Origin of the sequence: Nocardioides caldifontis, assembly GCF_008087345.1 — a bacterium.
GTDB lineage: Bacteria > Actinomycetota > Actinomycetes > Propionibacteriales > Nocardioidaceae > Marmoricola_A > Marmoricola_A caldifontis.
On the sequence record NZ_VHIB01000011.1, the window covers coordinates 231,713 to 244,069 of the forward strand.

A 12,357-nucleotide genomic window follows, 5' to 3' on the forward strand; every position below is an offset into this window, starting at 1 on the left:
ATGGAGCTGCTGCTGCTCGTCGGGATCGCCGTGCTCGTCTGGATGGTGGTGCGGTCCGCCCGCCAGCCCTCGGTGGGGGCCCAGCGCCCCCCGCAGCTGAGCGCGGCCGACCTGCAGGCCGCCCGCAGCGCCGCGGAGGAGGACGTGACCCGGTTCGGCGAGGAGCTCCAGCGGCTCGACCTCGACGTCCAGCTCGCCCACACCGACGAGGCGATGATGCAGGACTGGCAGCGCGCCCTGGACTCCTACGAGTCGGCGAAGCGCTCGCTGTCGATGGTGCAGCGGCCGGAGGACGTCCGCCACGTCACGTCGGCGCTCGAGGACGGCCGCTACGCCGTCGCCTGCGTGCGGGCCCGCCGAGAAGGCAAGCCCCTGCCGACGCGCCGGCCGCCGTGCTTCTTCAACCCCGCCCACGGCCCGTCGACCACCGACGTGCAGTGGGCGCCCCCGGGCGGCCAGCCGCGCCAGGTCCCGGTCTGCGCCGCGGACGCCGACCGGCTGGCCCAGGGTGCCGAGCCCGACGTGCGCACGGTCCCCCAAGGGGCGGGCCGGGTGCCGTACTGGCAGGGCGGTCCGGCGTACTCGCCGTGGGCGATGGGGTACTTCTCGGGATTCGCGATGTCCGGGCTGCTTCCCGGCATGCTGATCGGCGGGGTGCTCGCCTCGTCCTGGGACGCCGAGGGATACGCCCCCGCCGACGCGGGCGACACCGGTGACGCCGGTGGTGACGCCGGTGACACCGGCGGTGACACCGGCGGTGACACCGGGGGCGACTTCGGGGACGCCGGTGGTGACTTCGGCGGGGGCGACTTCGGCGGGTTCGGGGACTTCGGGGGCTTCGACTTCTAGCGGCGACGCAGGATGCGGCTCAGCATCCCGCCGGCGGCAGCCGCCTGGCTCGCCCTGCGGCCGGTGCCCCCGCTGCGCATGCCGGTGCCGCCCGGGCGCCGTGCGGCCGGCACGGTGCCTCGTCGTCGAGCGCCTCCTCCGGCCACGCCTCCGGCGATCCGGCTCACGGTGCTGATCAGGCTCATCGTGGTCTCCCTCCTCGTGGGTACGACGCAGAGGTACCCGCCGTCCTTCGGGAAGTACCGACCGCGGCGGTCGGAACCTCAGGAGGCGACAGCCGCGCCGAACCTGCGGGCCGCACGGTCGACCAGCCCGACGAGCTCGGCGGGCTCCTCGACGGTGAACGGCGCGTCGACGTTGGCGAGGACGAACATCGGCCAGTCGAGGGTGTCGGTGTCCATCGTCATCCGGCACCCCCCGTCGACCGGTTCCACGGTCGCCCAGCGGCCGACCACCCCCGCGACCGTCTCCGCGTCGGTGCCGAACCGGACCCGGACGGTGTAGCGGGTGGGCATCGCCGAGATGCTCTGCCGCACGAAGGCCAGCGCGTCCTCGGCGGGCAGGTCGCGAGGGCGGAACCGGGTGCCGCCGAGCTCGGGCTCGCGGATCCGGTCGACGCGGAAGGTCCGCCAGTCGTGGCGGTCGCGGTCGTGGGCGACGAGGTACCAGCGGCTCCCGATGGCGACGAGCTGGTGCGGTTCGACGTGCCGCCGGCTCTCCTCCCCGGTCCGGGTCGCGTAGCCGAACCGGACCACCTCGTCGTCGCGGCAGGCCTGGGCCAGCGTGGTCAGGGCGTGGGCGTCGATGCTCGGCCCACGCCAGGGCGCGGGGACGGTCTGGGACTGCAGCGCGTCCATCCGGTGGCGGAGCCGCGGCGGCATCAGCGCGATCACCTTGGTCAGCGCCTGGAGCGCGCTCCCCTCCATCCCCTGCACGGCGCCGGCAGCCGAGGTGCGCAGCCCCACCGCGATGGCCACCGCCTCCTCGTCCTCGAGGAGCAGCGGCGGGAGCGCGTTGCCGGCACGGAGCTGGTAGCCGCCGGCCTGGCCGCGGACCGCGTCGACGTCGTACCCGAGGTCGCGGAGCCGGTCGATGTCGCGGCGCAGGGTGCGGGGGCTGACCTCGAGCCGGGTGGCGAGCTCGGTCCCGGGCCAGTAGCGGTGGGTCTGCAGCAACGAGAGGAGCTGGAGCATCCGGGCGCTGGTGGACATGGACCGAGAGTAGTTCTCATTGCGGCCAGGAACTGGCCTAAAGCGCTCCTAGCGTCGTCCTCATGACGAACACGCGAGAGCAGGACCCCGTGATCCGGACCCGGTCGCTGACCCGGACGTTCACACGGCACAAGCAGACCGTCGAGGCCGTCCGCGGCCTCGACCTCGAGGTGGGTCGCGGCGAGCTGGTCGCCTTCCTCGGCCCCAACGGCGCCGGCAAGTCCACGACGCTGCGGATGCTCACCACCCTGCTGCCCCCGACGTCGGGCACGGCGGAGGTCGCCGGCCACGACGTGGTGCGCGACCAGCGCGCGGTGCGGCGGAGCATCGGGTACGTCGGCCAGGGCAACTCGGCCGGCCACAACCAGCGGGGCCGTGACGAGCTGGTGAGCCACGCCCGGGCGCACGGACTGTCACGGGCCGAGGCGCGCCGCCGGGCCGAGGAGCTGACCGAGGCGTTCGACCTCGGCGCGGTCGTCGGCCGGCCGGTCTCGACGTTGTCGGGCGGGCAGCGCCGCCGCCTCGACGTCGCGCTCGGGCTGGTCCACGAGCCGCGGCTGCTCTTCCTCGACGAGCCGTCGACGGGCCTCGACCCGCAGAACCGCGCCAACCTGCAGGAGCAGGTGCAGCGCCTGCACGCGGAGCGGGGCACGACGATCGTGATGACCACCCACTACCTCGAGGAGGCCGACGCGATCGCCGGCCGGGTGGTCGTCATCGACCACGGCCGGGTGATCGCCGACGACACCGCCGCCCGGATGAAGGCGGGGCTCGGCGACCGGGTCACCCTCGACTTCGGGTCCGCCGAGGAGGCCGCTGCCGCAGCCTCCCGGGTCGTCCGCGCCGCACCGGAGGGGGAGGTGCGGCGCGAGGGCACGGCCGTGGTCCTCCGGGTGGCCCACGGCCGCACGCTCGCCCCCCGCCTCGTCTCGGACCTGGCGGCGGAGGGCGCGCCCGCGCAGAGCATCGAGGTCGTCGGGCCGACGCTCGACGACGTCTTCCTCCACCTCACCGGGCGCAGCCTGCGTGAGAGCCAGGAGACCAACCAGCAGACCACCGAGGAGAACGCGGCATGACCACCACCATCGAGATCGGCACCGCTCCGTCGACGACCGCTCCCCCGGCCCTCCAGGGCCGGCCGACCGGCTTCTGGGCGGACACGTGGAACGTCATGGTCCGCGAGCTCCGTCCGGTGCTCCGTGAGCCCGCCTCCGTCCTGTTCGCGATGGTGCAGCCGCTCGTCTTCCTGGGGCTGTTCTCCCCGCTCCTGCCGGACGTCGGGTCGGGCTCGGCCCTCCAGTGGTTCGTCCCCGGCATCGTGGCGATGACCGTGCTGATGGGGGCGTCGTTCACCGGAGCGAACCTCATGCAGGAGATGGTGACGGGCTCGCACGAGTGGTTGCTGGTCTCGCCGCTGTCGCGCTCGTCGCTGCTGGTCGGCCGCGCCCTGAAGGAGGTCGTGCCGATGCTGATGCAGACCGCGATCATCCTCGCGGTCGTGACCCCGTTCAGCTTCGAGCTGCACCTCGACGGAGTCCTCGTCGGGGTGACGATGATGGCGCTCTTCAGCGTCGGTGTCGGGTCGCTGTCCTTCGCGCTGGCCCTCGTCTCGAAGGACCAGGACTGGTTGTTCTGGACCGTGCAGCAGACGCTGATCTTTCCCGTGCTGCTGCTTGCCGGGATGCTGCTGCCGGTCGACGGTGCGCCCCGTTGGTTGCGAGTCGCCTCCGAGGTCAACCCGCTGACGCACGTGGTCGAGGCCCAGCGGTCGCTCTTCGCCGGCGAGTTCCCCGCGGGTGAGGTCGCCGGCGGGTTCGCAGCCGCCGCGGCGGTGGCGGCCCTCGGGCTCGCCGTCGGCCTCCGGGCGATGCGCCGGTCGTCGTGACCGACACGAGGGCGGCGGCCGTGGGTGCACGGCCGCCGCTCCGTCGTACCAGCTGATCAGGGGCGGATCTCGTAGACCAGGTTGAAGGGCGTCTGCGCCACCCGGGTGAACCGGGTGAAGCCGGCGTCCTCCGCGATCTGCCGCACCGCTCCCTCACCTGCCTGGGCGCCCAGGGCGTAGCCGCCCTCCTGCGAGAGCGCGTTCGGCAGGCACATGAACGTCGAGCCGCTGTAGTAGGCGCGGCCGACGGTCGTGAAGTTCTCCTCCACGTCCTCGGAGGCGTAGGGCTCGACGACCAGCCAGGTGCCGTCCGGCGCCAGCGCCTGACGCACCTGCTTCGCCGCCCCCAGCGGGTCACCCATGTCGTGGAGCGCGTCGAGCGTCGTGACGAGGTCGTAGCCGGTGCCCGAGAACTGCTGGGCCCGCGCCACCTCGAAGGTCACCCGGTCGGCGACGCCCGCCTCCGCGGCCCGCTTGTGCGCCTCCTCGATCGAGCCGGCGTGGTAGTCCGACCCCACCACCGTGCTCCGGGGGAACGCCTGCGCCATCAACACCGAGGACGATCCCAGCCCGCAGCCGACGTCGGCGATCCGGCCGCCGGCCTCGAGCTTCGCGACGACCCCGTCGAGGGCCGGGATCCAGTGCGGCACCAGCGAGGCGAGGTACGCCGGGCGGTAGAAGGCGTCGCAGCCGAGGTGCACGTCCTCGTGGTGCTCGTCCCAGCCGAACCCGGCGCCGGTGCGGAACGCCTCGGCGATGCGGGGCTCGGCGCGCAGCATCCCGAGGGCGATCAGGAAGGCCGCCGAGACGTCGGGCCCGTTCGGGTCGGCCAGGCAGAACTCCTGCTCCTCGGTGAGGAAGAACCGGCCGGTGACCCGGTCGTAGCTGACGTAGCCGCCGGCCGCCTGGCCGCGCAGCCACTCGGTGAGGTACCGCGCGTCGCACCCGGTGCGCCCGCCCAGCTCCTCGGGGGTGGCCGGTCCCTCGGCGAGGCCCCGGTAGAGGCCGAGCCGGTGCCCGAGCACCGCCGATCCGGCGGCCTCGGTCGCCGCCAGGTCGGCAGCGAACTTGTCGAGGAACTGACCCACCTTGTCGTGGTCCATCGATCTCTCCTTGCTGGTCGTCCGTACCGGCCCTGCGCCGGTCGCCGACGACCATCCGGGGCGCGGCTTCCACACCGCTGACGCGTGCTTCCACGGTGCTGACAAGCGGCCCTTGGGTCCCTGCCGTGGCCGGCGCGCAGGCGGCATGCTGAGGGAGTGACCACCGAGGCGAGCGTCCGGGTCGACGTGCTCGGGCCCCTCCGGCTGACCGTGGACGGGGCGGCGGTCGACGTGCGCGGGACCAAGCGGCGCGCGGTGCTGGCCCTGCTGGCGCTGGCGGAGGGGCGCACCGTGACCGTCGAGCGGTTCGCCGACGCGCTCTGGCCCACCGACCTGCCGGAGTCCGCGCGGCAGGCGCTGCACAGCCACGTCTTCCGGCTCCGGAGCCAGCTCGGCGCCGCCGCGGGACGGCTCGAGACCGGCCCGGCCGGGTACCGGCTGGCGCTCGGCCGCGAGGAGCTCGACCTCGCCGAGGCCCGCGGGCTGCTGGCCACGGGCCGGGGACTCGCCGGCTCCGACCCCGAGGGCGCGCTGGCAGCGCTCGAGCGGGCGCACGCGCTCTGGCGGGGGCCGGCACTGGCCGACCTCCTGGAGGTGCCGCCGCTCCAAGCAGCGGCCGAGGCGTGCGCCGAGCTCCACCGGGAGGTCACCGACGCGCTCGTGGAGAGCGGTCTCGCCGCCGGGCGAGGCCAGCAGGTGCTCGAGGTGGCCACCGCCTCGGTCGCGGAGGACGGACTCCGCGAGCCGGCCGTGCTGCTGCTGGTGCGGGCGCTGGCGGCCACCGGCCGGGCCGCCGAGGCGCTCCAGGTGGCCCGGGAGTTCCGCACCCGGCTGGCCGACGAGACCGGGCTCGACCCGAGCCCGGCGCTGGGCGAGCTCGAGCGCTCGGTCGCGGGCGGGGCCGCCGGCCCCGGCGCTGCCCCCACCACCCGCGGCGAGCGGGCTCCACGGCCGGCGACCCGTCTCCTCGGACGCGACGCCGAGCTCGGCGCGCTGCACCGGCTGCTCGCCGCCGAACGGCTCGTCACCGTGGTCGGCCCTGGCGGCATCGGGAAGACCCGACTCGCGCTCGAGGTGGCCCTGGGCACCGAGAACGCCACCGTGCTGCACCTCGCCTCCGTGACCGACGGCTCCGCCGTGCCGCACGCACTGGCGGCCGCGCTCGGGCTCGACGTGGTCCGCGGCGACGTGCTCACCGCGTGCTGCACCCTGCTCGGGGACCGCAGCGGTCTGCTGGTCGTGGACAACTGCGAGCACCTGCTCCCCGCGGTCGGCGCGATGGTCGACCAGGTGCTCACCGACTGCCCCCACGTGGCCGTGCTCGCCACCAGCCGCGAGCCGCTGGGGCTGCCGGGCGAGTACGTCTCCCGGCTCGCGCCCCTGCCGCTGCCGCACCAGGACGATCGGCTGACCGCCGTACCCTCGGTCGCGGTGTTCCTGGAGCGCGCCCGCCGGGCCCGGCCGCAGGCGCCCGTGGCCCCGGACGAGCTCCCGCTGGTGGCCGACGTCGTGCGCCGGCTCGACGGCATGCCGCTGGCGATCGAGCTCGCCGCCGGGCGGCTCTCCTCGCTGTCGGTCGCGGAGCTGCGGGCCCGGCTCGACCGGTCCCTGGACCTCCTCGGCTCGCCCCGGCCGGGGGCCGAGTCACGGCACCGCACCTTGCGAGCGACGGTCGACTGGTCCTACCAACTGCTGGACGAGGACGAACGGCGGCTCTTCCGTCACCTCGCGGTGTTCCCCGACGGGCTCGCGCTCGACGACGCCGAAAGGCTCGCCGCCGAGGTGGCGCCGTCGCTCGACCCGGGCGCTCCCCTGGCGCGGCTGGTGGACGCGTCGATGGTCGAGGCCGAGTTGGGGTCGCCGACGCGGTACCGGATGCTCGAGACACTGCGCGCGTTCGGGCTCGACCGGCTCGAGGACGCCGGCGAGCTCACCGACGCCGAGGAGCGCCTGGTCTCCTGGGCGGTCGACCTGGCAGCGCGGGTCGGTGCCGGGCTGGCGGGCGAGGACGAGCCGGAGGCCGACGCCTTGCTGCGTCGTGAGATGGCGAACCTGCGCGCCGTCTGGCGGCTCGCGATGAGGCGGGATCTCCTCGAGGAGGCCGCCGCGATCGTCGTGGCGCTGTTCGACGCCGTCGGCTACCGCGACCTCGTGGAGCTGCGCGACTGGGCCGAGGAGCTGGCCGCCCGCGACCTGTCCTCGCTCGAGCGGCCGTCCCTGGTCCTGGGCGTGGCGGCGGAGGCGGCCTATCACCGTGGCGATCTCGACCGGGCCGAGGGGCTGGCCCGCGACGGGCTCGAGCGGGCCCGCGACGGCGCGGACACCTGGGCTTGCCAGCTGCCCTGGTCGGTCGTCGCCCTCGCCCGCGGGGAGCACGAGGAGGTCGTCGAGCGCGCGCTCGCCGGAGCCCGGGCCACCGGCGTCGCCCGGGAGGCGCTCGGCGTGGCGGCGCTGGCGAAGGCGTACCTCGGGGATCTCGACGGCGCCAGGGTGCTGCAAGCCCAGGGCGAGCAGCACGCGAGGTCGCTGTCGATGCGGTCGTGGAGCGCCTACGTCGCGGGCGAGATCGCGTCGCTCGCAGGACAGCACGCGGAGGCGGAGGCGCACTACGAGCGCGCCGCCGACCTCGCCCGCCGTGCAGGGGCGTCGTTCCTCGTCGGGATCGCCGTCGTCGGGCTGGTCGCCGGGCGCGGCCGCACCGGGCGCACCCGCGAGGCGCTGCTCGGCTACCGCGACGTCGTCGACTACTTCGCGCGCACCGGCAACTGGACGCACCTGTGGACCACGCTGCGCAACCTCGCCGCCCTGCTGCGCTCGCTCGGCGACGAGCCGGCCGCCGCGGCCCTCGAGACCGCGGCGGACGCCGCACCGGACGCACCGGCGGTGGACGGCCGCCGTGCCGCCACCACGCCGGCGCGCCCGGCTCCCGACCGCGCGGAGGTGCTCGAGATCGCGCGGTCGGGGATCCGGCGCCACCTCGAGGTCACCGTGTCGAGAGGGTGACGCTCGCAGGCATGCAGAAGCCCTCCGGCGATTTCTCGTCAGCCGGAGAATTGGTCACGCTAGGGTCCTGCGGTGACCGGACGTCCGACGCGTGCGCTGGCCGTCGCTGCCGTGGTGCTCACCGTCACGGCCGGCCTCGCGACGCCGACTCCCGCGTCCGCCCAGAACGCACTCCCGCGCTTCGACCGGCAGGCAGCCGGGGACGGTCGTGCGACGTGGGTCTGGACCCGGCCGGCGCCGCGCGTGCTGCTCCGCTTCGCGATGCGGCACGGCGTGCGTGATCTCTTCCTGCACGTCGGCCCCGGGTTCGACACCACTCCCGACCGGCGGTGGGTGCGCAAGGTTGCCCGACTCGCGGACGGGACCGGCGTGCGGCTGCACGCCCTCGGGGGTGACCCGGGGTGGACCACCGACACCGCGGCCGCGGTGGCCTGGCAGCGGGACGTGCTCGCGAGCGGGCTGTTCCGCCGAATCCACGTCGACATCGAGCCGTGGGCCCTGCCGGCGTGGGACACCGACAGCGCCAGGCTGGTCACGGCCTACCTGCGCACGCTCACCGCCCTGGCCGACGCCGGCGGTGCCGCGCGGCTCGAGGCGGACCTGCCGTTCTGGTTCCACCAGCTGCGCACGCGTGACGGTGTCCCGGTGGACCGGGCGGTGCTGCGGGTCGTGGACGCCGTGACGGTGATGACCTACCGGACGAAGGTGACCGGTCCGGACTCGATCGTCGGGCTCGGTCGGCCCACGCTGCGGTCAGGGGTCGCGGCGGGCAAGCCGGTCCGGCTCGCCGTTGAGACGAGGTACCTCGGGGACGACCCGGTCGCGCAAAAGCAGACCTTCCACGGGCTCGGCAGGGCAGCGCTCTCACGCGCGCTGCGCAGGGTCGACCGCAGGGCCCGCAACCTCGACAGCTACGCCGGGATCTCCGTGCACGACGTGGCCGGGTGGCGGGCCCTCTAGCCGCCGCTGCTCAGCTCGCGCGGCGCTGGCGGCGCCGGTGTTCCAGGACGGTCGCGTCGCCGTCGAACTTCGGGTCGGCGACGAGGTACTGCGCGAGCAGGCTGTCGTGCGTGTGCGGCTTGGGCGGCACCGGGTCGTCGATGACCCGCCCCTCGGCGGTGTCCCAGAACCGGTCCGCGACCGCCCACACCCGCCGGCTGACCCCGCCCAGGACTCCGAGGTGCGGGAGGTGGGGGTGCGGGCGGGTCGGGGCGCGCTTCTCCGCCTCGAACACCTTCTGCGCGAGCCCGTCGACCTCGGCAGCGTCGCCGTGCTCCACCAGCCCTTCGACCATCCGCGACTCGAGCCGGTCGTGCTCGACGAGCTCGGCCTGCACGCGGGACCAGAGCGCGGGCCACTCCAGGTGGACGGCGTGCACCTCGCCGTACAGCTTCGCCTTGACGACGGCCAGCGTGTGCTCCAGCTTCCGCGCCGCCGCCAGGTAGTCGTGCACCAGCTGGTCGCCCTCGGGCACCACGCGCCGTACGCACGGCAGCAGCACGGCCTCGACGGCGGCGAGGTGCCGGCTCGTGGCCGCCATGAAGCCGTCCGTCGCGGCGTACCGCTCCCGCGGCCGCTCCGGGTTCCGGTGCGGGGCGAGCGCCTCCCCGAGCTTCTCCTCCAGGCACCGCTGGGTCGCCTCGACCGTCAGGACCAGGGAATCTCCGTGCGTCATCGCACCTCACCTCGTGGGCTCGGTGGCCTGGCGCCTGCGTCCCGCCAGGCCCGTCCTCCCAGTGTGTGCCGCGCACCGGGAACCCGCAAACGGCCCAGCCCGGCCGACCGGCACGCCTCCCAGGAGGGGCGATGACGGTCCGGATGAGCGAAGAGCAGCCGCACGACCTCGCGAGGGAGCAGGTCTCCCTCTGGAACGCCCACGACGTGGACGAGGTGCTCGCCCACCTCACCGACGACGTCCTGTGGTCGACACCAGCGAAGACGGTCAGCGGCATGCGCGCGGCCGCCGGGCTCGACCTGCATCCGGACCTTTGTGTCCGATATTTCCGCTTTCCCTTCAAGTGTGCGGCCAGCCTGTCGATCCTCTCGGTGAGCAACCGGAGCGTCGGTTGCCGGGGGATCACGCTGGACGACTGCTGGACGACCGGTAGTGGCCTCTCGGTTCCGGGGCCTTGCGGCCGCCCTCCCACGGGGCGGTCGGGTTGCCGCCACGCCCTCGCGCGCACGGCCGTCGGGGGCCCGCACCTGCCCGCACCACCCGAACGGAACCGCGTGTCTTCAGGGTCTCGCCCGCTGCTCGGCAGCCTGCTGCTCGTCGCTGCCCTCGTGGCGATCGGCGTGGGCGGCCCGGTCGCCGCCGACCCCTCCGAGGACCCGACGGGCAGGAGCACGCGCGCCACCGTCGCGGCGACCACCCCGTCGGCCGCAGCCCGCTCCGCCGTCACGGTCACGGCGAAGGGGACGAAGGGCCGGGTCGATTCCCCGAGGAACCTCAAGCAGAAGCGCAAGGTCGTCCCGCCACGGAAGGTCACGCGTCCCGCGAGGTGCACGAAGGCGGCGCCGACGACCGCAGCGGGATGGAAGAACCTCTTCGACTCGCTCGGTAGCCGGTTCGCCGCGGGTGACCAGCTCACCTCCACCCCGCTGCCGGACGGCCGTCTTCTGTGGGTGCTCGGGGACACCATCCAGGGGAAGCTCACCTCCACCGGCGCGGTGAAGAACTGGCGGATGGCGCGGAACACGGTCGCGATCACCGACCGTGGCTGCATCTCGCTGCACACCGGGAAGGGTGGCCGCTCCCTCATCCCCGAGCCGGGCCGCGGCCACTGGTACTGGCCGATGGCGCCGACGCTCGACGGCGGGAAGCTGTACACGTTCAGCGGACGGTTCAAGGCCGCCGCGGGCTCGTTCGCCGGCGTCGGGTCGGAGCTCGCGGAGCTGCGGTACGAGCGTGGCTCGACCCCGACCTTCTCCCGGATGCACCGCACCCCGTCCACCGGCACCCCGGAGACCAAGGTGCAGTGGGGCATGGCCACCGCGCGCGACGGCGTCTACACCTACGTGTACGGCACTCAGAAGGTCGTCGCGCCGTGGACGTTCGGCAAGGCGTTGTACGTCGCGCGGGTGCCGGCCGGGAAGCTCACCACGCTCGGCGCCTGGAGGTACTGGAACGGGCGGACCTGGGCGACGTCCGGCGCGAAGCCGATCCGCGACGCGATGGGCGGCGTCTCCACGAGCCTCACCGTCGACAAGATCGGCGGCCGCTGGGTGGCGGTGACGAAGAAGGAGGAGATGCTCGGCACCGACATCGTCGCCCTCACCGCCGACCACCCCGCCGGCCCCTTCAAGGAGACGGTGCTCGCCAAGGCGCCCGGGAACGTCGCCAAGGGAGACATCACCTACTCCGTGATGGCGCACCCGGAGGTGAGGCTGAGCTCCGGGAAGCTGCTGATCTCGGTGTGCCGCAACAACCTCGACGGCGACCGCGTCCTGAGGAACTTCGAGCGCGGCCGCCCGTACTTCCTCGAGGTCACGCTCCCCCGCTGACCCTCCCCGTTGCACGACCCGAGGTGCGGCATACTGACCGCGGGTCGGGGCGGTACCAGCAGCACCACGGCGAGCCCGTGTTCAGTCCGACGTCGTGCCCGACCCCCCGCCCTCGTAGCTCAGCTGGATAGAGCGACGGACTTCTAATCCGTTGGTCGCAGGTTCGAATCCTGCCGGGGGCGCTCGAGGTTTGCGCAGGTCAGGTGCCGCGCGACCCGTCCGAGGTCGCTATCGAAGAGGTCGGCGTAGGTGTCCAGCGTGAGCGCGGCGGAGCTGTGCCCGAGCATCTTGAACGGCCTTCAGGATGGCCCCGAGCAATCGCCAGTGATGCAGCCGTGTCCCGAGGTCGTGCGGTGTGGTGCCGGCAAGCCCCACCTGTGGTGCAACAACGTCCAGAACGAGACGAATTCAGCCGCTCGGACGACGACTGATCCTTGGATGCAAAACGTACGTTCGCCTGAGCCGTCACCTCGCCCCGACATCCGCGTTGAACGCAATAGCTGGCAGCTCCGGGGCACCCCTAACCCCACCCACCCCCGGTCGACTGGCAGCGGTGAGCTACAGGCGCCTGGGAGGCGCCGAAGGCTCACGAGGAGTGGCCGGCATCGTCGGCAGGTGCCCCACCCGGTCGCATCCCTCCGGGTGGGGTTCCTCTCGTTCTGACGGAGTCGGCCCGGTCAAGTCCCCGGGAGTGGTGTAGCGCTGCGTGATCCGGGTGGGGTCAGGCGGTGAGTGCTGGCATGGTGTCAGCTCCGATCTCGGTGTCGTTGGTGGCGACGATGTTGATGCGGCAGCGGGCCAG

Annotated in this window: 10 protein-coding genes and 1 tRNA gene; 7 read left to right on the forward strand and 4 right to left on the reverse strand. The window is 73.8% G+C overall.

From position 1 onward, the window contains the following. Window positions 1–849: a hypothetical protein gene (locus FIP57_RS18330; RefSeq protein ID WP_148574971.1), complete on the forward strand. Its 849-nt coding sequence runs from the start codon at window positions 1–3 to the stop codon at window positions 847–849. On the opposite strand, the gene FIP57_RS18335 is transcribed toward FIP57_RS18330, so the two are convergent. Further along, window positions 846–1,034 (reverse strand): hypothetical protein, encoded by a 189-nt coding sequence (locus FIP57_RS18335; RefSeq protein ID WP_148574972.1) that lies wholly within the window; start codon window positions 1,032–1,034, stop codon window positions 846–848. The genes FIP57_RS18330 and FIP57_RS18335 overlap by 4 nt on opposite strands. 78 nt (window positions 1,035–1,112) lie before the next feature. Further along, complete coding sequence (locus FIP57_RS18340; protein ID WP_148574973.1) at window positions 1,113–2,060, reverse strand: helix-turn-helix transcriptional regulator; 948 nt, start codon at window positions 2,058–2,060, stop codon at window positions 1,113–1,115. Window positions 2,061–2,122: 62 nt separating this feature from the next. Here FIP57_RS18340 and FIP57_RS18345 point away from each other — a divergent pair, with 62 nt between their 5' ends. Both FIP57_RS18345 and FIP57_RS18350 read left to right on the forward strand, forming a co-directional pair. Further along, a complete protein-coding gene (locus FIP57_RS18345) occupies window positions 2,123–3,136 on the forward strand; it encodes an ABC transporter ATP-binding protein (RefSeq protein WP_148574974.1) in 1,014 nt (337 codons plus the stop codon). Continuing rightward, window positions 3,133–3,945 carry an ABC transporter permease gene (locus FIP57_RS18350; RefSeq protein WP_148574975.1) on the forward strand — a complete coding sequence of 271 codons (813 nt, stop codon included), beginning with the start codon at window positions 3,133–3,135 and terminating at the stop codon, window positions 3,943–3,945. Before FIP57_RS18345 ends, FIP57_RS18350 begins: the two co-directional genes overlap by 4 nt. Before the next feature lie 56 nt (window positions 3,946–4,001). Here FIP57_RS18350 and FIP57_RS18355 read toward each other — a convergent pair whose 3' ends face one another. Beyond that, a complete protein-coding gene (locus tag FIP57_RS18355) occupies window positions 4,002–5,048 on the reverse strand; it encodes a class I SAM-dependent methyltransferase (protein WP_148574976.1) in 1,047 nt (348 codons plus the stop codon). A 156-nt stretch (window positions 5,049–5,204) separates the two neighbouring features. Here FIP57_RS18355 and FIP57_RS18360 point away from each other — a divergent pair, with 156 nt between their 5' ends. Beyond that, window positions 5,205–8,051 (forward strand): ATP-binding protein, encoded by a 2,847-nt coding sequence (locus FIP57_RS18360; RefSeq protein ID WP_148574977.1) that lies wholly within the window; start codon window positions 5,205–5,207, stop codon window positions 8,049–8,051. A 72-nt stretch (window positions 8,052–8,123) separates the two neighbouring features. Then, the gene (locus FIP57_RS18365; protein ID WP_148574978.1) at window positions 8,124–9,011 is read left to right on the forward strand and encodes a hypothetical protein; all 888 of its coding nucleotides are present in this window, start codon (window positions 8,124–8,126) and stop codon (window positions 9,009–9,011) included. A 10-nt stretch (window positions 9,012–9,021) separates the two neighbouring features. Here FIP57_RS18365 and FIP57_RS18370 read toward each other — a convergent pair whose 3' ends face one another. Next, window positions 9,022–9,726: a hypothetical protein gene (locus FIP57_RS18370; protein WP_148574979.1), complete on the reverse strand. Its 705-nt coding sequence runs from the start codon at window positions 9,724–9,726 to the stop codon at window positions 9,022–9,024. Between the two features lie 131 nt (window positions 9,727–9,857). Between FIP57_RS18370 and FIP57_RS18375 the strand changes: the two genes are divergently transcribed. Beyond that, on the forward strand, window positions 9,858–11,555 hold the full coding sequence (locus FIP57_RS18375; protein WP_148574980.1) for a DUF4185 domain-containing protein: 1,698 nt from the start codon (window positions 9,858–9,860) through the stop codon (window positions 11,553–11,555). 108 nt (window positions 11,556–11,663) lie between these two features. After that, window positions 11,664–11,737 (forward strand) — tRNA-Arg (locus FIP57_RS18380). Window positions 11,738–12,357 lie beyond the last annotated feature (620 nt).